A 20,912-nucleotide genomic window follows, 5' to 3' on the forward strand; every position below is an offset into this window, starting at 1 on the left:
TTCAGTAATCCGACATTTAGACGGTGTTATATAGTAGTTGCTTTTCTGCTTATTATTTTCTTTTGTCCCGAAAGAGTCTGCCATTCAAGCCTTATCAGAAAATGTTGCCCAGACTGCCCGATACTCAGTGATGCATGGGCAAACGGAGGTTTTGTAGTAGCGAATTTTTGGCATAGACTAGCGTCCCGTACAACCCTGCAATGCCATAATGCTAATTGAAAATGGGCGAATTCTTTGGGGTTACATAATTTCTGCAGACAATTTGAGGCGCCTAAAGTGCTATTCCCACTACTTAAATAGTACTCGGGATGAGGGCTGTGCCGTAGCACTGCGGAAATTTCGTTCAATAGTAGGTGTGCATGCAACGAACGCACCAGTTCTCGTTCAACGACTAAATTTTTTTGTTGTAGCTGTGCAGACCCTAGTAGTGCAGTAACTGAGATTGCCAAAGCCATTAGTAGTTCTATCAAACTAAACCCTAAACACGCTGAACAGTGATGGGAGTGAGCGTGTTGCATCGGTTAATGCAAGCAGTTATTTATGTCTGAGGGCTGTTTATTATCGTGATACGACACCAAGCGTACCCGACCACTTTGGTTGATGACAAGTTCCGATATCACGCGTGCCGGCCGCTTTGTGCAGATTATAAAACGGCCGTTGTAATCAGCTTTTCCGAACCGATTATAGGTGATTGATCGGGTGAAAGTTTTAGAGCGTATACTGAGATTATCGGCATTATTTTTTTGCATCAACAGGATATTTTCACCATAATCCAGCGTGCCGTTGACCGCATCGGAGAGTTCGCTAAAAACAATCCAGGCGTTTTCATAAGCGGCTCCCGAGCAACTTTCGTTGCCATCACTACTGCATATGCTAATCGCATACCCAGTGATTAGTGCATAACTGCGGGCAAATTCTAGTGCTTCTAAAAATTGGGTGGTGTGGTGTATAAATCTATTTTGTTGGAGCCAATAGGTAGGTAATGCCAGAGTAGACAATAATAATAAACTGCTGATTCCCAGTGCCAACAGCAACTCAATCAGGGTGAAACCGGAAACGGTGTATTGCTCTTTCATAGCGTTAGATTAAACAATGGCAAACTGCCGACGGCTCTTTTTACGACCAACGCGCATAAATAAACGATAAAGCCTCTATTTCGTTGTTTTTGCTGATGATGGTATAATATCCTTTTAGTGAAACAGATAGCTAAGAAACCTTCCCCTGCCATCCGCCTGCAACTCAATAAGCAAGGTGAATTGAGGCACCTTCTTTGTATAGAAGGTCTTTCTAAAGAAATATTGAAAAGATTGTTTGACACCGCTACTGCGTTTCTTCGCGAACAAAACTCAGTGGTCAAAAAAGTGCCTCTGCTACGAGCTAAGACGGTTGCTAATCTATTCTTTGAGAGTAGTACCCGTACCCGATCGACTTTTGAACTTGCTGCCAAACGGCTGTCTGCCGATGTACTCAATTTGAATACCAGCGTTGCAGCAGTGCAGAAAGGCGAGTCGTTGCTTGACACGCTGAAAAGTCTCGAGGCTATGAATGTTGATATATTTGTTGTCCGCCATAGCGACAGCGGTGCAGCCCAATTTATTGCCAAACATTTGAAAAAGGGTGTTGCAGTCATTAACGCTGGCGACGGTAGCCACGCACACCCGACACAAGCGTTGCTGGATATGTATACGATTATGCAGCATAAGCCGAACTGTAGTGAACTGACTGTCGCAATCATCGGTGATATACGTCATTCTCGTGTTGCCCGCTCGCAGATTGCTATTCTCAGAGTGATGGGGGTAAGAAAAATTCACCTGATAGGTCCTAGCACTTTATTACCGCCATTTGCTGAAAAGCTTGAAGGTAAAGTGTTTCATACTATAGAAGAAGGCATTGCCGGTGTTGATGTGATCATCGTACTGCGGTTGCAAAAAGAACGCATGCAAAGTGGTTTCTTGCCTAGTATGAACGAATATTATCATCGCTATGGAATGACCTTAGAGCGATTAAAGTTGGCTGCAACCGACGCTATCGTGATGCATCCCGGACCTATTAATCGTGGCGTTGAGATTAACTCTTTGGTTGCAGACGGGCATCGTTCAGTGATACTGGAACAAGTAACCTACGGTATTGCAATTAGGATGGCAGTGATGTCCCATGTCGCCAGTGGGCAAATACAAGAATCCGCCGAATGAATATACTGATAACAGGTGCGCGGTTGCTCACTAACAAAAAAGCGGATAACCAGATAACTGATATTGCTATCAAGCAGGGCGCAATAGAAGCCATAGGTTCTATTCCTAAAGATTTTTTTGCCGAACATACTATTAAAGCAGATGGCTTGCTGGCGATCCCTGGTTTAGTCGATTTGGCTACTTATTTACGCGACCCTGGCTTTGAATACAAAGCAACGATTGAATCAGAAACCAAAGCAGCGGCGGCCAGCGGAGTAACTACTCTATGCTGCATGCCGTACACTGAGCCTAAAATAGACTCGGCAGCCACCGTTGAACTCATACAAAAGCGTGCACACGAAGCCGATTTCTGCAAGGTGCTAACGATAGGTGCAATGACCAAAAGCCTAGCCGGTCTAGAACTAAGTGATATGGCAGCTCTTAAAGAGGCTGGGTGTGTGGCGGTGAGCCATTGCTTATGTCCGTTTGCCGATGCTTTGGTGCTACGGCGGGCGATGGAATACGCCGCCGGATTAGATCTGAAAATATTTGTACAACCTTTTGATAGAGCTTTGGCTGCCAACGGGTGTGCCCACGAGGGTGCACTAGCATTACATCTAGGTTTAGTTGGTATTCCGGTAGCCAGCGAGACTGCATTTTTGAGTCAATGCATAGAAATCGCCAAGGATTTAGGTATCGCTGTGCATTTTTGTCGGCTTTCGTGTGCGCGGTCGGTTGAGTTAATAGCTAACGCACAAGCACGCGGCATTGCGGTAAGTGCCGATGTCAGTGCACACCAATTATTCCTCAGCGAAGAGATGCTAATACATTTTGATCCTAATTATCATGTGGTACCGCCGTTGCGTAGTGAGCAGGATCGTGACGCATTACGAGAGGCGATTAAAGACGGTACCATCTCGGCGATATGCTCTGACCATCAGCCGCACGATATCAGTGCCAAGTTAGTGCCTTTTCCATCCAGTGAACCGGGCATTTCTGCACTAGAAACCTTGCTTGCCTTAACGCTACGCTTGGTCGAGGAAAATGTCGTTGATTTGACCCAAGCGATAGATTTGGTGACTCGCGGACCGGCAGCCATACTCAATTGGGGTTGCGGAACATTACACAAAGGCGGGGTGGCTGATCTTTGCCTAGTTGATTTGAACGAAACCTGGACTTTATTGGCACCGCACATGTACAGTAGCGGTACTAATTCGCCCTTTATAGGTGAAACCTTCAAAGGGCGTATACGCTATACAATCTGTAACGGCAAACTAAGCTATGACGCTCAATAAACTGGCTAGACACGCAACGATATTCGTAGAACAGGCACGAGTATTAAGCCATACCGCTTATGCGGCGAAGCAATACCGCATAGTTTTACAGGCGCCGCGTTGTGCGCAGACTGCCCAACCGGCCAATTTCGTGCATTTGCGTTGTAGCGAAGCTTTGGCAATGAGACGGCCGTATTCAATTATGTCGGTAGCAAAGGAACACGGTTGTATAGAGATATTGTATAAAGTAGTCGGCAAAGGCAGTCGCACCCTTTCCCAGCGACAAGTCGGTGACGAGATCAATCTTCTAGGTCCTATAGGAAATAGTTTTACACTGAACCCACAGAGAACCGAGCTGTTATTATTAGGTGGCGGAGTCGGGGTTCCTCCGATCTTGTTTTTAGCCGAACAGCTCAAGCAACATCCAGCTTATAAACCGTTGGTGATGATTGGTTCCGAGGTCCCCTTTCCATTTAAATTGACACCGTCAAAGCTACAGGTAACCGGCATAGACGCAGATCATTCTCTCTCGTTAACGAGGCTTGATACTTTGGGTATTCCATCACGGTTGGCAAGCGGACAAAAACAAGCGGGATGTTTTGAAGGCTATATAGATGCCTTTGCGCGCAGCTACTTAACACAAGCTAGCGAGCAGCAACTGGGCAGTATGCAGATATACGCTTGTGGGCCTGAGCCTATGTTAAAAAGCATTACCAAGCTGGCCGGTGAATTTCAGGTACCTTGTCAACTGGCGGTAGAAGAGTATATGGCGTGTGCAGTCGGTGGGTGTGCAGGGTGTGCGATTGCGGTTCGCGAAAACGGCAAAACCACAATGAAACGCGTATGTGTAGACGGTCCAGTATTTAACGCCAATTGTTTAGTAGGCTTTGTCTAGACATCCGAACATAAGTGCTAATCTGTCACAGTTGCGAGCAGCGATAGCACAAGCTGAAACTCAGGCACACCGTCCTTGTGGTAGTGTGCGATTACTGGCAGTTAGCAAAACTAAAGAAGTATCTCTGATTCGTGCAGCGATCGCAGCTGGACAGCACGATTTCGGCGAGAATTATTTGCAAGAGGCACTCGCTAAAATTAACGCACTCAACGACCAAAAAATTGACTGGCATTTTATAGGTTTGATACAGAGCAACAAAGCACGCGATATTGCTAATCATTTTGATTGGGTGCATAGCATAGGAAAAATATCCATTGCCCGGCGCATCGATCGGCTACGCCCAGCAACCATGCCACCACTCAATGTATGCCTACAAGTCAACATAGATAAAGAACCAAGCAAGTCAGGTTGTAGCGTCGAGCAAGTGTATGCCCTAGCCGACGAAGTCGCACAACTACCGCGTCTTAAGTTACGCGGTTTGATGGCCATTCCTAAACCTACTTCGGATACGCAACAACAATATAAAACATTTACCGAACTGTATACCCTGTTTGCACAACTAAAATCCCGCTATCAAGATTTTGATACGCTATCAGCCGGCATGAGTGGCGACTTTGAGCAAGCAATCCGAGCAGGTGCGACGCTTATCCGTGTCGGTAGTGCTATATTCGGACCGCGCAAATAACCCTCCTAGCTTTTTGTACTGTTCTACAATGGCTATGATCAATGATATACAAAAATAAAAATTGATATAGTGATAGCGGTTGCCTGATATCTTAGTCTCTTAGGAGACCAACAAAAGTATCGTAACGGAAGTATCCAACCAAGTAAAAACCGACCTAAAGTGGCAAGTCGATACTGATTATCAAAACAAGAGTATAAACTGGTGGCTTCGACTTTTGGCCGCGGATAATGTGAAAGTGCTATTATGATGCTTTGCCGTGAACAATAAGATGACGGTCGCTGATGACCTCAGTGTTCAAGTGAGTCAGTCCAGCTTTTTTTAATTGCGCCTTTACTTCTTCGGGCGTGAAGGCCGCACGCAGCGAGTTTCTAAAATCTCTTTGTAAGATTGGCGCTTCAGTAGCCGCATATTGTTCTACGAATTGATCTATTTGTTGCTTGTTTTGTGGACGACACAAGTCCGCGATAAAGATTCGCGCGTTAGGCTTGGCAAGCATCTTGACACTGCGCCATAGAACTTGTGGCGTATGTAAATGATGTAGCAAGCTGGTCGACAAAATACCGTCGTAGCTATGTTCAGTAACCGGAATATCAGGGAGGGTTGCTTGAATCAACCTTATTTGTTCGGTCACATCCTCTGCCATCAGACGGACTCTCGCTTGATCTAGCATTGCTGCGGATCCGTCGACCGCATCTATACATGCTTTTGGACAGAGTCTCGCCAGACGAGTGGTGATTTCAGCATCTCCGCAACCCAAATCAATCCACGCTCCGGTTTTAGGCAAATTCGGCATGCAACGCACAAAGTGTTCCATTAAAAAGCTATGTGGCTGACTAAAATCGGCAGTTGCATAAGCACGCGCTTGCTGTTCGTCTAGCATGAGTTCGGGTTCAGTTATTCTTTGCATAAGTCGTTATTTTCCCATGGAATGCATTCCATCTCTATCATATCTAGCGAACTCTCACGGCACCTAATGATATGAAAATTGTCACCATCAACCAGCACCTCGGCCGGTTTAGTTCGGGTATTGTAGTTACCAGACATGCTAAAGCCGTAAGCACCGGCCGACAATATGGCGAGTAAATCACCCGGATATAAAGCTAATCGCCGTTGATAGCCTAGAACATCGGCACTCTCGCACACCGGACCGACTATATCGTAGTCCCGGCACTCGCCTTTGTGTGCCTTAACCGCAACGATATCGTGCCATGCTTCGTATAAAGACGGTCTCAATAAATCGTTCATTGCGGCATCCACTACCGCAAAATACTTCTGGTAGGTTTGTTTGAGGTGTATAACTTGGGTGAGTAATACACCAGCATTACCGACAATAAAGCGTCCTGGCTCGAGTATTAAACGATAGGGACAGTCGGCAATAATGTCGTTAACCACAGTTGCATAATCTGAGATAGTAGGTGGTGTTTCATCTTGATAACGGATACCGAATCCGCCACCTATATCTATGTGTGTTATTTGCAAGCCATCTTTACAAAGTTGGTCTGCTATTGCGACGAGTTGCTGTAATGCCTTGGCATAAGGTTCGGGCGACATAATCTGCGAACCAATATGACAGGCGATGCCGTGTTCTTGCAGAAAAGGGCTGCGACGGATTTTTTGATAGAGCTCTATTGCTTGTTGGGCGTCTACACCGAATTTATTATGATGCAATCCTGTTGCAATATAAGGATGCGTCTGGGCATCGATATCAGGGTTGACGCGTATTGCCACCGCCGCAACTATATTCAGGTAGCTTGCAACCTTCTCTATCAGTAAAAGTTCCGATTCTGACTCTATGTTAATACAACCGATACCTCCCCGCAAAGCTGCCTCTATTTCCCATTGTTGTTTGCCTACTCCCGAAAATACGGTTTTGCTGATGTCGCCACCGCTACGGCGTACTCGTTCGAGTTCACCGCCTGACACCACATCAAAGCCGCTACCTAGTCGTGCCAACATATAGAGTATTGCAATATTAGAGCAAGCCTTGACTGCATAATGTATTTGGTATCGTTGATGCTTAAAGGCAGTGGATAAATCACACCAATTTTTTTCAATAGCTGCTTTTGAATAAATATATGTAGGCGTACCGCATTGCTCGGCTATTTTAGCAAGCGCAACATCCTCGCAATACATTTGTTGTTGTACGAGATGTAAACAGTGATGCTCTTTCATTGAACTTCTTTCTGCTGAGTTTCTTCGGGCGGCAAATACAGAGGTCCCGACTGCCCACAGGCGCCGAGCACTAATGTCATAAGCAAGTAATATAAAATGATAATTCGCAAATCAGATTTTCTATAGTTTACAATTAATACATCTTATCAGATAAAAGAAAAATTATTGTAAAAGTTTAATGCGAAACACATGATGATACTTTAGATGGATTCAATGAATAGTATAAGCCTAAAAAAGAAGTTAAGCATCCTAAGAAATATCATAAGAGAAATAAAGGCAATGGAGTCACTAGGAATTTTTCTCGCAAGATTGACTAGCCATAATATGTTATGGAGCCGACCAGCGAGTGGTAATCACTGGGTACGCTTTATCGCTGAATATGTAACCGGCCACCCGACCGGTGGTTGTATTAATAATAAACAGGATGCACCTATTCACTTGCATAAATTTCCTGATGGAGATAAACCGTTATCCCATGTAAAAGCAAGAAAAACCTATGTTTTACATAAAGAGCATAACCCGGACTATCTCTGCTACCGCTACCATCCCATTGGTCTATTGATACTGTTAATTCGTGATTTCCACGAATATATAGCGCATAGGAGCGGTTATACAAATTTTGTAAGTCTTGAAACTGAGAAGCAGTACTATTTGCTGTATATAGAACTTATAAAAGCGTATGATGATTTCACTGGGACTAAAATAGTTATCTATTACGAGGATCTAATCCTAAAACCAGAGCGAGAAATATTGCGCATCAAAAATATTTTAGGCGGCTCTGAAATCCGCTATAAAACTCTTATCCACCGTTACGATTATTATGCAAAACTTTCGAGAAATGCTAAGAACAGGGCATGGCGTGGTAGTATTTCCGGAATGGATTTAATATTTCATCGAACTACGAGCGATAAAAAAGAACTGCAAAGACGGCTGGAATTATTTCACAAACTTCTCTCCAACCGTCGCTTCCAACAAGTAAAGCCTTATCTAGATAGATATTTAAGATAGCACTCTTTCTTTATGAGAGACTGGTTTTGGTGCGCTTTTGCAGACTTGAAATGCAGAGACCTAGACTGCCTGCAGCACTGAGTACTAATAGCATAAGCGAGCGGTAAAATGGTCATTTGCAAATTCTATTTTATGCAACATGTTATAATTTTTGTGTTGAAGTAAGAGGGAAAGATAGATGGATAACCAGCGCAGAAAATTCATTGAAAACAGTATCGTCGTCGGCACCGCATCTCTGTTAGCACCATCGCTAATGTTTGCCGAGTGGCCGCAGAATGCATTTAACGAGACCGAACTAGACCAGGCACTTGTCGCTATTGCACAGGGACCTCTGGAGGAAGGAGATATTACTTTGGTGGCACCTAAAATTGCCGAAAACGGTTCACAGGTTAGGGTTGATGTGCAGGTTATGATGGATCATGTAGAATGGATTAGCATTTTGGTAGACAAAAACCCAGTGCCACTGACTTCACAATTCTTAATGATGGGCAGGAGTGAGCCGTATATTGCTACCAATATAAAAGTGCGTGAGACTTCCAATATCATTGTACTGGTCAAAGCTGACAACAAATATTACAGTACCCGCCAACAAGTTAGAGTTTCTGCCGGCGGTTGCGGTTAAGGGTAAAATACAGCTATGGCGAATTCGATAAAAATGCGTATTAGCAAAAAAGGTGACGAAGTAATCGTCAAAGCACTTATTAAACATCCGATGGAAACCGGGCGCAAAGTAGACCCCGATACTGGCGAGACTATCCCGGCGCATTTTATACAAACGGTGATAGGCGAATACGACGGTAGAAAAGTATTTACTGCCTATTGGGGAACCGGCGTGTCAGAAAATCCGTTCATATCCTTTAAATTTAAGGGTGGGGAAGAATCTAAAATGGTTAAACTCAGCTGGTTTGACAATCAAGGTGCATCGGATAGCTTGGAAGTCCCCATCTAATCGACGATCTACCAACGCTAGGCTTCGTGTATTTCTATAGCAATTCTTTCCGACCCATATCGTGTACCATAGACATTGGTGTATATACGATGTCATTTGAGTGATGTATTCTAATATCGTTTCAACAAAAGAGCTTTTTGAGCAGCGAACCAATCCTAAGTGGATTGTTTTTGATTGTCGCTTTAATGTTACCCGACCACATTGGGGAGCGGAGCAATACCGTAGCGGTCATATACCAGGTGCTTTTTATTGTAATTTAGATAACGATTTATCTTCTCCGCCTACTCCCAATAGTGGTCGCCATCCATTGCCTAACCCTCAAGACTTGGCAACCAAACTAGCTGCCTGGGGTGTATCTAACGACAGTCAAGTGGTGGTTTACGACGAATCAGTCGGAGCTGTTGCTGCAAGAATGTGGTGGGAGTTGCGATGGCTTGGGCATACTTCGGTTGCAGTTCTAGATGGTGGTCTGGTTCAGTGGAACGAAGCTGGTTATCCGTTGACTACGGAGTTGCCTAAAGTCAAAGCTAAAGGCAATTTCCAGCCACATCCTAACAATGACTTATGGGTCTCTGTTGCCGAAGTTGAAAGGATTAGAGAAGATGACCAAACAGTTTTAATCGATGCCCGATCTAGAGTTCGCTTTAGCGGCGAGCAAGAACAAGTAGATGCGGTGGGCGGCCATATACCCGGCGCGCTAAACCGGCCGCTGACTGATAATATAGATGATAACGGCTGCTTCCTACCAGCTGAACAATTACGCAATTATTATCAACCTTTATGTGGTGAGCGCACTATTCATTATTGTGGTTCAGGAGTGACTGCCTGCCATAATCTATTAGCGATGGAGTTGGCTGGGTTGGGGTTGCAACAACTATATGTGGGGTCTTGGAGTGAATGGATACGCTCTGCAGATCGTCCGATAGCAAAAGGAGACTAAAATCTATAAACTAGTCTTCAGACAAATCAACAGAGAGAGGATAGATATATGGAAAAAATAACGGTACAAGAGCTGAAAAAAGCAATTGATGCAGGGACCTCTGCACAAATCGTAGATGTTAGAACACCTAGCGAATATATTAGCGAGCGACTAGAAGCAGCGATGTCAGTGCCGCTAACTCACTTTGATCAATTAGCAATGAGTCTGGATAAATCTCGTGATGTTTATGTAATGTGCCGTAGTGGACGCAGAGCCGAAGAGTTTTGTCAAAGAATGGATGCTTTGGGTTATCGCACATTTTGTGTAGACGGCGGCCTGCAAGCGTGGCTTAAGCAGGACTTCCCAGTACTGCGCACACCAGGTCAGCCTTGGTCTCTTGAGCGACAAACACGCTTTGCGATAGGTCTACTAGTGCTTGTTGGCGTATTGCTGGCATTAACTGTACACCCTGGCTTTATCTACCTATGCGGTTTTATCGGTTTAGGATTGATGTATGCGGGAGCTACTGATTTCTGTGGAATGTCTTTGTTGCTGGCTAGACTACCGTGGAACAAACCGCGCGAGAGTATGCAACAGGCATCACGGTGAACTATTGCAGTGAGTGTGGTTCTGATAGATTAGTCTATAGACTACCGCAAGGTGATACTAGAAAACGAACAGTATGCAACTCGTGCGGTCATACCTTTTACAGTAACCCTAAAATCGTAACTGGGTGCATACTAGAATGGCAGAAGCGTATTCTATTATGTAAGCGTGCGATAGAACCGCGTATTAATCTCTGGACCGTACCAGCCGGATTTTTAGAGAACGGTGAGTCGGTTATTGAGGCTGCAGCTCGCGAAGCTGAAGAAGAGGCATGTGCGAAATCTGAAAATCTAGTGATTCACAGCTTTTATAATATTAGGTATGTTAACCAAGTATATATACTTTACCGCGGTTCCTTAAAGGACGGCAACTATGGCGTCGGACATGAAAGTAACGATGCCATGTTATGCGCCGAAACTGATATCCCATGGCAACAAATTGCTTTTCCAGTAATAGCAGATGCATTAAAGCTCTATTTTGCCGATCGCGGTCGCTGCCATTATCAATACCACGAAGGCGACATCTACAAAGGTGACGATAATCAAGCTCGTATCGTCCGTTATTAACTTAACTGGCTTTTGCAGAACCTCCCAAGCAAGGCGGCGATTTTTTCACTTGCTTATTTTTAGCCTGCCATTCTCTTGGGCTTAGAGTGTGCAACGCAAGCGCGTGCACACCTTCTTGCATTAGCTGAGCAAGTGCCGAGTACACCGCCTGATGTCGTTTGACCAATCCGAGTCGTTCAAACCCGCTTGCCACTATGATTACCTTAAAATGAGATTCGGCACCAGGCGGCACATTGTGTTGACTACTCTCGTTGATAACTTCGAGATAATCCGGCGTGAAAGTTTGCTGTAATTTATGTTCTATTAGTTGCTGTTTGTTTTGCATTAGATTCTCCATAATCATCTGTTAGCCATTATAGCTTTGCTGTAAAAATTGTAGCTATTATTAATCGTTTGCTCAATCAAATCAGTTATCTCAACTTTGCGTCTTTGGGCAATATCTTGTGCTATGTAGGGAAGGTATGCCGGCTCGTTCGGTTTGTTATAAAACGATTTGCCTAAACTGCGCGGTATTAGATAAGGGGCATCGGTTTCTAGCAGCAAGCGATCATCTGGTATCGCAGTAATAGCGTCGCGTAGATCTGCGGCACGCCGATCGTCACAAATCCATCCGGTCACACCAATATATAAGTCTAAAGCTAAATAATCCTCGAGCATAGCGCGGTTACCAGTAAAGCAATGTACGACGGCATTGTTGATATGTTCGCGATAGGGTTTCAATATTTTTATGAAATCCTCGTGGGCGTCGCGTTGATGCATAAATAAAGGTAAGCCGGTGTCAATCGCTAACTCTATTTGTTGTGCAAAAACAGATTGCTGTATCTTAGGTGACGATAGGTTTCTATAATAATCCAAGCCAGTTTCACCAATTGCAACAACCTTCTCTCGAACAGCCAAATCTCTGAGGGTTTCATAACTGGTATCGTTCCATTGCTCAGCCTGGTGGGGATGGGTGCCGACACTTGCCCAAAGACAGTTTGTATGTTGATTGGCTAAAGCGATGGCGGCACCGCTATCTGCGACATCAGATGCGGTGACTATCATCGTATGGACGCCGGCCTGCAGTGCCCGTTCTAGCACCTGCGATAACTGCGCGTTAAGTTTTGTGTGGGTAAGATTACAACAGATATCAATCATCAGTAATATCTGAATGAATGGTTAGATAAGCATCAGTCGGTCGAGTTCAAACTGCAACTGTTTTAGAAGTTTGCACTCAACAACACTTATTTCTTTTATGACATCTCCGTAGTTATGCCCAGCCGGCGCATACAAAATAATATTCAGGTGGGGTTCGTGTTGTCTAGTTTTACGAAGCAAAATGGGCGCTGCGTCATTCGTCTCACTACCGCTAGTAACAAAAATAGCAATTTTGGCTTTTGCCCAATTGATGATTTCGAATATGTCTTCTGCGGAAGTTTCAGCATCTAAATAAATCGGATGCCACTTATAGGCAGCAACTGTAGCCAACGCTTTTAAGCCGCTCAATTCAAAATCGTTCTCCAACGAACAAACCACCGCAGTAAAACGTTCTTTTGCTTGCCGCGTTGCTAATGTTAACAGATAAGATCTGATTAGATTATTAAAGACTTTGCGGTGCCCGTTCAGCAGATTACCTCTGCGACATTCGTCACGCACATAAGATACCAATGGCGTCAACAGATCTTCTATCATAAATACTGTCCCTAGAGATTTTTCTGCCCGTACTAGCGTATTGAACAATATATGAGAATCAAATTGATTGACCGCAACCACGCAAGCCTCCATATAATCCATTACCGACGCAGTACTTTTTCTTTGTAAGCCGGCAATAATCGGTTCGCTAGCACCTTCGTCTTGTTCGACCATATCCAGCAACTTGGCGTCGGACAACTGTACGATATCGCTGATGCGCCGCCCACCTCGGCAGGCCTTAGCTAATAAAATTAACCGTTGCACATCAGCGTCGCTATAGATCCGTTTGCCATGGTTACCACGCTGAGGTGAAACTGCGTTATAGCGGTTTTCCCATGCGCGTATCACCTCCGGAGTTAAACCACAATATCTTGCAACCACACCAATAGTGTGTATATTGTTCTTTTTTGAGTGGTTCATTTTGTACAGATGTTATTAATGTAAATTATCCTTTATATATCAATAATAATAGCATTAAAGTACTTTTTGTATTGTACAAAATGCTCAAAAATATCTTTTTTTTGTATAAAAAGCCTATACTATAACTATCTGTAAGCGGACTAGTACTGCTTATGAAGTTAAACTAGTAAATGGAGATAATACGATGAATAAGTTTTTAATCAACATTCGTTATATGATCGCACCTGTGACAATACTGCTTGCTATGTGGGGAGTCTTTATAGGCGGCCCTTGGGTATGGCTAGGTGTTTATATGTTAGGTGCAGGCATTTTGTTGGATGCTCTCGTTCCTAAAAAAACAATGGGCGCAGGTTTTGACGAGAACGGCGATACCAACGGTATTCCAGGTTTTCAAAACGGCGTCATGTACTTTATGCTAGCAGTATTTGTGCTGTTGCAAATAAACTTGGCATGGCGCGTTTACGAATACGCAGCTGGTATTCCTTTGGGAACCACTGAGATGTTCGGCATTACCGTCTATCAAGGTATCACTGGTCTACAATTAGTTGGTGCAGTCATCTCATCCGGAATTTTTGCCGGTATAGGCATCATATATGGACATGAGTTGGCACACACCAAAGGCTTTAGCTTCGTAATTGCTCGGTGGATGATGGCGTTGAGTGGTTCTTCCCACTTCTGCTATGCGCATGTTTACAACCATCATTTAGAGTTAGGTTGCTCGGACGACCCGGCAACTGCACCGCGTGGCCGCAGCCTATACGGACACCTTCCGTTGTCCTACTTAGGACAATCGAAATTCCTATATGGTATGGAAAAAAATCGTTTAGAGCGTCTAGGCGTACCTTTTCTATCATGGCAAAACCGTTGGCTTAGAGGTTATGCGATGAGCTTACCTTCGCTATTTCTATTCTGGTTAGCGGGTGGTTGGCTTGGCGTTTTGTGTCTTGCTTTGGTTTGGATAATTTCCAACTTTGAACTGGAAGCACTGAACTATCTAGAGCACTACGGCTTGATTCGTGAGAAAGGTCAACCGATAGACTATCGTCATTCGTGGGATAACTCAACCGCTTTGACTAGTTGGTATTTCATAGAAATTGGTCGCCAAGCGGATCACCACGATCGTGGCGAGACCCATTTCTGGGAGCTTGACGAAGTCGGTGCTCCTAATACTAACTGCGGCTACTTTATGTTGTTTGCCATTGCTCTATTTCCTATGCTGTTCCACAAGCTCATGGAAAAAGAACTGAAGAAATGGGACGACAACGAAGCCGTTGAAGGTGAGCGTCAAATTGCTGACACAATGAACCAACACGCAGGCTACGCTTAATATTCAATTTATTAGATCCCTGTGTAAAGCCGCCGGCACCTTGGTGTCGGCGGTCTTTTTATACCTAAATGGTAGTATGTCTATTGGTGGATAGTGGTTTATAATTTTGTCTGTGAATGATGAATTAATAAATCAGATCATATCCGACAGCGATGAGCGACCAAGCCACGCTGCTCTAGAAAATCGTTTGCGCGAGATAGAGCAAACTTTAGCGCATCTACCCACCACCGTAACCGAAAAACAACAATTACTCATACTCGAGAAAGCCGAAATTCTAGTCGAATTAGGAGATAAGCAGCAAGCATGGCAACTCGCACGGACTGGCTTTGATTATTTTCTTGCAAGCAAGCAATGGCAATACGCAGTACAGGCGTGCGAGATAGCTTATCGCTGCGATTGCGAGGATTCAATAGCAGCGTTGGGCATGGCGTGTTGGCTGGCGATCACTTACCCTATAGAGCCGCTACTATCGATTCGCGTGCTACATTATGTAATAGACGAAACCCCAGACAACTCCGACGGTGCTGCTGTGGTGGCAGTTGTTGCACATTATTTAGTCGATCTGCGGGTAGCAGATAAGCAAAGAGATAGCCTATTATTCATAACCAAACAAAAGATTGCTGATGTTGCCCGCCGTCATCGTAATATAGCAGACGAAGAAAGTATCAATATCTGGATGGATATCTTAGGCCTCAAAGACCCTAAAGAATTTTTACCTAAGATGGCAAAAGTTATAGAAATAATCACTGATGACAAATGGTGGTTTGACCGCGAACAACTACGCGCTCAGTTGCCAGTTAATTGATGGATCAACAAAGGTATATCGTTCATTTTGATATGGATGCTTTTTTTGCATCTATAGAACAACGAGACTTCCCGGCATATGCCGGCAAACCGATTATAGTCGGAGGCAAACCGGGTGAGCGTGGCGTTGTTGCTACTTGTAGTTACGAGGCACGACCTTTTGGTGTGGCTTCGGCAATGCCCTCTACAACTGCCGCTCGCTTATGCCCGCAGGCAATATTCGTAAAACCCCGCTTTGAAGTCTATCGACAGGTGTCCGCACAAATACAAAGAATTTTCCGAAACTATACCGACCTCGTAGAAATGTTATCGCTGGACGAAGCGTATTTAGATGTGAGTGACTCGGTAGCAAGTATTGAAGCTGCACGACAACTCGCATATCAAGTTAAAAACCAAATACTAAAAGAAACACAACTTACCGTATCGGCGGGTATTTCCTATAATAAATTTCTAGCTAAAATTGCCTCAGATATGGACAAACCGAACGGTTGCTATCTGATTAGCCGCAAAGATAGTTTAGATTTTGTTGCCCAATTACCTATCGGAAGATTCCACGGCATAGGCAAGGTTACGCAAAAGCGTATGCAGGAGATAGGAATTACAACTGGCTTAGATCTAAGACAGTGTACCCGCGAACTACTCATTAAAAAGTTTGGTAGAGTAGGTGATTATTATTATCACGCTGCGCGTGGCATAGACCACCGGCCAGTGGTGCCAAAACGACCTCGAAAATCGGTAGGAACAGAGACTACTTTTAGGCACGATCTCAACCACAACGATGCTATTTATGAAGCATTAAAACAGCGAGCACTGGAAGTTGCCCGTATACTCACCTCGCGCAACCTAAGCGGGCGAACGGTGACCTTAAAGGTTAAATATGCCGATTTTCAACAAGTCACTCGTAGCCATACGCTAGATCATCCGTTAACTGGCTTACAAGAGATGTGGGCAATCATACTCGGCTTGTTGCAAAAAACCCAAGCTGGCAAAAGGCCAATACGTTTGTTAGGTATAGCGGTATCCAATCTATGTAGTTCAGCCACTCTGCGGCAAGAGCAACTTAAGTTTTAGGTTTTCAGTCGCTCGATACAACGCCGCGCTGCTTCATTTGTTGTTTTTTTCGTATGACTTCCCAAGCACTGCATATGCCGCAATGTTTAGCTTACAGTAAATAAGCTCGACTCAATATACCTATCGTGGCATCGTACATACACCCATTATACCCGTGCTAAAATGCTACGGTGAATGATACTCAGCGATATTTCTTATACTGGCCGGTGTAGCTCAGTTGGTAGAGCAACTGATTCGTAATCAGTAGGTCGGGGGTTCAACTCCTCTCACCGGCACCAGTTTAGTCCGCCCCGGCCTAAGACATGCGCCCGTAGCTCAGTGGATAGAGCGTTGCCCTCCGGAGGCAAAAGTCGCAGGTTCGAATCCTGCCGGGCGCGCCATCGGCAACTACTTAGTATCCCAGTGTAGATTTTCGCGCAGTTTAATTCTCAGTAGCAATAAACTAATAAAATAAACAATGGCACCTGATACGACGAGGCCGGCTAGTGTGCTGACCCGATAAGGTGCACTCCAAGTATTCCAATCGGGCAACATCCGCATAACTAAAACAAGCAGTAACCCCATCATCAATGACGCAATGAGTATCTTTTTGGCAAATGTTTTAGTTTCTGTCTCAATGCGGAATATGCCATGGTGGCGGAGCGCACGATACAATAAAAAGCTATTCAGTAATGCCGATACACTGGTTGCCAACGCTAATGCGGCATGCGGTGCAACCCAGCCTATATACTGCCATAGTAAAACAAAAACAATATTCAATGCGATGTTGCTAAGCATCGCAACCACTGCGATACGCATAGGAAGTTTCGTGTTTTGATGCGCAAAAAAAGCACAAGAAAATATCTTAATCAGCATAAACATAGGTAGCCCTATGGCATAAGCCATCAGACTGATGCTCACCATCAATGTATCGTCAGCGGTGAATTGGCGATATTGTATCAACGAGACAAGTATCGGTTTTGCTAACACAACTAGTCCGACTACACACGGCAAAGCAAGCATTAACGCGGCGCGTATACCCCAATCCATCGTGCGCTTAAAACTATCTATATCAGTGGCAGTGCGGTGCTCCGATAGACGCGCCAGCAACACCGTGCTAATAGCGATGCCGAAGACACCCATCGGCAGTTCGACAAAGCGATCCGAGATATAAAGCCAGCTAATGCTACCGGCGACTAAAAATGATGCTATCAGCGTATCAAATAAGAGATTCACTTGCACAATAGCAGAACTGAACACTGCCGGTAGCATCAGCTTTCCGACGCGTCGCACCCCGCGATGATAGAAATCCAGTCGTAATCGGAAAGACCAACCAATACGCCTAAGCCAAAGTACTATGAAGCTAAGTTGTGCTATACCAGCGATTAAAACCCCCCAAGCAAGCGCAGTGATTGGTTCATCCATTTTAGGCGCAGCCCACAATGTTGCAATAATCAATGATAAATTCATCAACACCGGCGTAAAAGCCGGTGCGCCGAAATGACCGTAACTATTGAGTATGCCAACTGCAAGCGCAGTCAGAGAAATAAATAACAGATAGGGAAAAGTGATACGCAACATCTGTGCTGATAAATCAAATCTATCACTTTCATCTATAAAACCCGGAGCGAAAATGGTAATCAATAGCGGTGCGGCGACTATGCCAATGGCAGTGATAACAAGCAATATGACGCCGAGCGTGCCGGCAGCACAATCGGCAAACCGATGCAATTCTGCATCACTGGAATGTTTTTTATATTCTTGGAATACTGGCACGAAAGCCTGAGAGAGTGCCCCTTCTCCGAACAGTCGACGCATCAAGTTGGGCAACCTAAACGCGACCAAAAAAGCATCAGTGGCACCACCTGCACCGAATATAATGAAGATAATCGCATCTCTGGCATAGCCTAAAACACGCGACAGCATAGTCAAAAGACTAAACGAAGCGGTTGACTTAACGAGTTTCTTCCCTAGACTCAACGAGCGATCTGGTATTGCTTGCTTAGTCAATTTATCCGTAGACTCTAGTCATAAAACAGCCTTGCTTGATTAATTCTGTTTTTCTAATTTTTCAATAATTTTTTCAGCTAAAGACTTAAAATCATTATAACAACTAGATACTGCTTTTTGCTGTGCACCGATAACACCGTCGGCTGGTTTCAACATAAACATTGGTTTGTTTGCCTCCTGAGCAATCGGCATCAATGATCGATAATCCTTTAAGTGTGCCAGAAGATATTCGTCATTGTCCACTTTAGTGACTTGAGGTTTGGCTTCTTGAAGCACTGATTCTCTATACTCTAAAGGCATTTTTTCAATCCATCTGGCATAGGCTTTGACCGGACGGCTTAAGTGAATTGAATGTCTCATCAAAATATAGCCAAGTGGTTGCATAGCACCTGATGGTAGATTGAGGTCTAAACCTTTCGGTTTCCCTTTGGTGCGCTTTGCCCATGCTTCTCTCCATTTTATAAGCGTAGGTCCTACATTGCGCAGACCTTGTAGTGAAAACAAATCGGCTGCAAGAGGAATGATAACGAAATTACTAGCTATTAAAGCTGCTCTATTAATAGCGCCTAAATTAGGACCAACATCTATCAATACTAGATCTGCTTTAAAGGTATCATGCGCATAATTTATTGTTCGAGCAAACGCTGTTATCACACGAAATGCCCTTGGATTGTCTTGATCTAGACAATTAGACCATTGGGTAGACAATTCATCCTCTCGCTTTGATAATTCTAAGTCTCCGGCTAGCAAGCCTATTCGTTCGTCTATTTCCTCAATATGAGGGGATGTAGAAATATCGCCTATTCCGTCAAATAGAGGTAAGATATCTTGGTTGATGGTTTGTTTATTTTGGTCTTGCCAAATTTCTAATAACCTCTCTTCGCTTAGGAACATGCTACTGAGGTTGGCTTGCGGATCTAAGTCGGCGACGATGATGCGATATCCCAATTCGGAAAACATCCATGACAAATGATAGACCAATGATGTCTTCCCGACTCCACCCTTATTATTAAAAAGTGCTATTGCTTTCAAGGTCTTCTCTCCACTGTTGCAGAAACAAAATTTTCCTGTATATCAAAACTAGCCTGCTTATTACCGTTCTCTTTTAAGGTCCGCTCGACTGTGGCAAGACCCATGCCAAATCTCTGCATAAAACCCATGTTCTTCATTGCTTCAGCAATAGTAGGATTGCGATAACCCGTGTATCCTCTCCCGAAATTCTTGCGGGATACCCCGTAAAGACCGCCTGGGCTAACAATGGTAATTTTGTCTGCATACCAATAAACTCGTATTGGTGTATAACAACCTTGGTAATCTCTATGAATAACTGCGTTGCGCACAAGTTCTCGCAATGCCTCATAAGGATAATCCGGCAACTGCGCATGGGTTTCTCCGCTTGTATCCAGTGCGGTAGATATATTGGCTTTTAAGATACTATCTAATTCTTTTAGCTGCTCGGCTAAGGTGCCGTCAATTTCTTTTTGATCCATAACTGGGTCAGTCACCTCTGTGCCGTCGTAACGAACAAATTGGATGTATGCTCCAGGAAACCAATAGCGAACATCGTTGCCTAACATTAAAATTGCCGTGACCGTCGGTTTACTCTCTGGTGTAATCAAGCGCAAGGCACGCATTTGCTCATTCGTACTACGCTTGTTTTCTTGCAGTACTTCGGGTGTCACAGCACTAGGCAAATAATCACGCCTAAATTTCTCCATATCCAGATGATCCTCTATAGAAGTATCTGCCACCCCGTTCATGTCATACGGTAAATTTTGCCAATCACGCTTTTCGGTAAGATGTTTTTCCTCTTCTGCGGCAGCTTGGTTACATGTCGGACCAACCCTGATATAACATCTATTACCAGCTCTGATGGGTGTATTCTTTGATGGTTCCACCTGTATGACTGCAATCTCGCAATTTTGCAAATTTTTTTTAGCAACTTCTATGATTGGGGAAGGAAGAATTTTTCCGTCACCGCGTAATCCACTCAAATTTTTCAAAATAGCATCATCAATGGACAAACCGGCACAGCTTTTGTCGTCTCTCAGTCCGACAAAAATAACTCCGGGTGTGTTGTGACCGGGCAAATCATTCGCAAACGCACAAATCACTTTGCGAATTTTATCCAGATCTTTGGCAGATTCGGTAAATTCCACTTGGTCGCTTTCACCGCGATGTATCCGTTTTATTAATTCACTGTCGCTAAACATTATTCACTCTAATGGTATTGCCAAGTTTGTCAGGTTATATAGTTCGTGCCATTCTAGCATGGGCGGTGATTCTAATGATCTTCTTGGATTTAGCTAGCCAAACCTACTAGGTATATGGTTAAACATTCACCCGATAGCATCACGAGTAGTAGGCGAACACAAAAACAACGAA

The 20,912-nt window shown here is 44.2% G+C and carries 24 protein-coding genes and 2 tRNA genes; 15 read left to right on the forward strand and 11 right to left on the reverse strand.

What is annotated here, in order from left to right; genetic code table 11:
- Positions 1-26: 26 nt before the first annotated feature.
- Together GDA45_01310 and GDA45_01315 are read right to left on the reverse strand one after the other, a co-directional pair.
- On the reverse strand, positions 27-518 hold the full coding sequence (locus GDA45_01310) for a prepilin-type N-terminal cleavage/methylation domain-containing protein (protein MBC6413563.1): 492 nt from the start codon (positions 516-518) through the stop codon (positions 27-29).
- 3 nt (positions 519-521) lie between these two features.
- The gene (locus GDA45_01315) at positions 522-1,076 is read right to left on the reverse strand and encodes a GspH/FimT family protein (protein ID MBC6413564.1); all 555 of its coding nucleotides are present in this window, start codon (positions 1,074-1,076) and stop codon (positions 522-524) included.
- A 126-nt stretch (positions 1,077-1,202) separates the two neighbouring features.
- Between GDA45_01315 and GDA45_01320 the strand changes: the two genes are divergently transcribed.
- Genes GDA45_01320 through GDA45_01335 form a run of 4 tightly spaced genes read left to right on the forward strand, consistent with a single transcriptional unit; the run spans position 1,203 to position 5,025 of the window.
- Positions 1,203-2,192, forward strand: a complete 990-nt coding sequence (locus tag GDA45_01320; GenBank protein ID MBC6413565.1) for an aspartate carbamoyltransferase catalytic subunit — start codon at positions 1,203-1,205, stop codon at positions 2,190-2,192.
- A complete protein-coding gene (locus GDA45_01325) occupies positions 2,189-3,466 on the forward strand; it encodes a dihydroorotase (protein ID MBC6413566.1) in 1,278 nt (425 codons plus the stop codon). Before GDA45_01320 ends, GDA45_01325 begins: the two co-directional genes overlap by 4 nt.
- Positions 3,453-4,340, forward strand: coding sequence for a dihydroorotate dehydrogenase electron transfer subunit (locus GDA45_01330; GenBank protein ID MBC6413567.1), 888 nt, complete (start codon positions 3,453-3,455; stop codon positions 4,338-4,340). Before GDA45_01325 ends, GDA45_01330 begins: the two co-directional genes overlap by 14 nt.
- On the forward strand, positions 4,333-5,025 hold the full coding sequence (locus GDA45_01335; GenBank protein MBC6413568.1) for a YggS family pyridoxal phosphate-dependent enzyme: 693 nt from the start codon (positions 4,333-4,335) through the stop codon (positions 5,023-5,025). The genes GDA45_01330 and GDA45_01335 overlap by 8 nt, the downstream gene beginning before the upstream one ends.
- Positions 5,026-5,266: 241 nt before the next feature.
- Here GDA45_01335 and GDA45_01340 read toward each other — a convergent pair whose 3' ends face one another.
- Genes GDA45_01340 through GDA45_01350 form a run of 3 tightly spaced genes read right to left on the reverse strand, consistent with a single transcriptional unit; the run spans position 5,267 to position 7,277 of the window.
- Entirely contained in the window at positions 5,267-5,932 is a 666-nt protein-coding gene (locus tag GDA45_01340; GenBank protein MBC6413569.1) for a class I SAM-dependent methyltransferase, read from the reverse strand.
- Entirely contained in the window at positions 5,920-7,197 is a 1,278-nt protein-coding gene (gene lysA, locus GDA45_01345) for a diaminopimelate decarboxylase (GenBank protein ID MBC6413570.1), read from the reverse strand. The genes GDA45_01340 and lysA overlap by 13 nt, the downstream gene beginning before the upstream one ends.
- Entirely contained in the window at positions 7,194-7,277 is an 84-nt protein-coding gene (locus tag GDA45_01350) for a lipoprotein (GenBank protein ID MBC6413571.1), read from the reverse strand. The genes lysA and GDA45_01350 overlap by 4 nt, the downstream gene beginning before the upstream one ends.
- 199 nt (positions 7,278-7,476) lie before the next feature.
- Between GDA45_01350 and GDA45_01355 the strand changes: the two genes are divergently transcribed.
- From GDA45_01355 to GDA45_01380, 6 genes are all read left to right on the forward strand, one after another.
- The gene (locus tag GDA45_01355; protein MBC6413572.1) at positions 7,477-8,205 is read left to right on the forward strand and encodes a hypothetical protein; all 729 of its coding nucleotides are present in this window, start codon (positions 7,477-7,479) and stop codon (positions 8,203-8,205) included.
- Between the two features lie 178 nt (positions 8,206-8,383).
- Complete coding sequence (gene soxY / locus GDA45_01360; protein ID MBC6413573.1) at positions 8,384-8,827, forward strand: thiosulfate oxidation carrier protein SoxY; 444 nt, start codon at positions 8,384-8,386, stop codon at positions 8,825-8,827.
- Positions 8,828-8,842: 15 nt separating this feature from the next.
- Positions 8,843-9,154 carry a thiosulfate oxidation carrier complex protein SoxZ gene (gene soxZ, locus GDA45_01365; GenBank protein MBC6413574.1) on the forward strand — a complete coding sequence of 104 codons (312 nt, stop codon included), beginning with the start codon at positions 8,843-8,845 and terminating at the stop codon, positions 9,152-9,154.
- Positions 9,155-9,254: 100 nt separating this feature from the next.
- Positions 9,255-10,094, forward strand: a complete 840-nt coding sequence (locus GDA45_01370; protein ID MBC6413575.1) for a sulfurtransferase — start codon at positions 9,255-9,257, stop codon at positions 10,092-10,094.
- Positions 10,095-10,142: 48 nt separating this feature from the next.
- A complete protein-coding gene (locus GDA45_01375) occupies positions 10,143-10,682 on the forward strand; it encodes a rhodanese-like domain-containing protein (protein ID MBC6413576.1) in 540 nt (179 codons plus the stop codon).
- A complete protein-coding gene (locus GDA45_01380; GenBank protein MBC6413577.1) occupies positions 10,679-11,245 on the forward strand; it encodes an NUDIX hydrolase in 567 nt (188 codons plus the stop codon). The genes GDA45_01375 and GDA45_01380 overlap by 4 nt, the downstream gene beginning before the upstream one ends.
- A gap of 1 nt (position 11,246) precedes the next feature.
- Here the strand turns inward: GDA45_01380 and GDA45_01385 are convergent, their stop codons facing one another.
- From GDA45_01385 to GDA45_01395, 3 genes are read right to left on the reverse strand one after another with little or no spacing between them, the layout of a single operon-like run.
- Positions 11,247-11,570 carry a BolA/IbaG family iron-sulfur metabolism protein gene (locus tag GDA45_01385; protein MBC6413578.1) on the reverse strand — a complete coding sequence of 108 codons (324 nt, stop codon included), beginning with the start codon at positions 11,568-11,570 and terminating at the stop codon, positions 11,247-11,249.
- A gap of 14 nt (positions 11,571-11,584) precedes the next feature.
- Entirely contained in the window at positions 11,585-12,382 is a 798-nt protein-coding gene (locus GDA45_01390; GenBank protein ID MBC6413579.1) for a TatD family hydrolase, read from the reverse strand.
- Between the two features lie 21 nt (positions 12,383-12,403).
- Positions 12,404-13,336, reverse strand: coding sequence for a MerR family transcriptional regulator (locus GDA45_01395; protein MBC6413580.1), 933 nt, complete (start codon positions 13,334-13,336; stop codon positions 12,404-12,406).
- 403 nt (positions 13,337-13,739) lie between these two features.
- On the opposite strand from GDA45_01395, the gene GDA45_01400 reads away from it, so the two are divergent.
- From GDA45_01400 to GDA45_01420, 5 genes are all read left to right on the forward strand, one after another.
- Positions 13,740-14,663: a fatty acid desaturase gene (locus GDA45_01400; protein MBC6413581.1), complete on the forward strand. Its 924-nt coding sequence runs from the start codon at positions 13,740-13,742 to the stop codon at positions 14,661-14,663.
- 112 nt (positions 14,664-14,775) lie between these two features.
- Positions 14,776-15,468, forward strand: a complete 693-nt coding sequence (locus tag GDA45_01405; protein ID MBC6413582.1) for a hypothetical protein — start codon at positions 14,776-14,778, stop codon at positions 15,466-15,468.
- Positions 15,468-16,538: a DNA polymerase IV gene (dinB, locus tag GDA45_01410; protein MBC6413583.1), complete on the forward strand. Its 1,071-nt coding sequence runs from the start codon at positions 15,468-15,470 to the stop codon at positions 16,536-16,538. Before GDA45_01405 ends, dinB begins: the two co-directional genes overlap by 1 nt.
- 202 nt (positions 16,539-16,740) lie before the next feature.
- A tRNA-Thr gene (locus GDA45_01415) sits at positions 16,741-16,816 on the forward strand.
- A gap of 26 nt (positions 16,817-16,842) precedes the next feature.
- Positions 16,843-16,918, forward strand: a tRNA-Arg gene (locus GDA45_01420).
- 7 nt (positions 16,919-16,925) lie between these two features.
- On the opposite strand, the gene murJ is transcribed toward GDA45_01420, so the two are convergent.
- The 3 genes from murJ to GDA45_01435 all read right to left on the reverse strand — a co-directional run bounded on the left by murJ (position 16,926) and on the right by GDA45_01435 (position 20,740).
- Complete coding sequence (gene murJ, locus GDA45_01425) at positions 16,926-18,443, reverse strand: murein biosynthesis integral membrane protein MurJ (protein ID MBC6413584.1); 1,518 nt, start codon at positions 18,441-18,443, stop codon at positions 16,926-16,928.
- Between the two features lie 123 nt (positions 18,444-18,566).
- Positions 18,567-19,559 carry a ParA family protein gene (locus tag GDA45_01430; protein ID MBC6413585.1) on the reverse strand — a complete coding sequence of 331 codons (993 nt, stop codon included), beginning with the start codon at positions 19,557-19,559 and terminating at the stop codon, positions 18,567-18,569.
- Positions 19,556-20,740, reverse strand: coding sequence for a putative DNA binding domain-containing protein (locus GDA45_01435; protein MBC6413586.1), 1,185 nt, complete (start codon positions 20,738-20,740; stop codon positions 19,556-19,558). The genes GDA45_01430 and GDA45_01435 overlap by 4 nt, the downstream gene beginning before the upstream one ends.
- Positions 20,741-20,912: the final 172 nt, after the last annotated feature.

It is taken from the genome of Chromatiales bacterium, from assembly GCA_014323925.1.
In the GTDB taxonomy this organism is placed as follows: Bacteria; Pseudomonadota; Gammaproteobacteria; order Poriferisulfidales; family Oxydemutatoraceae; genus SP5GCR1.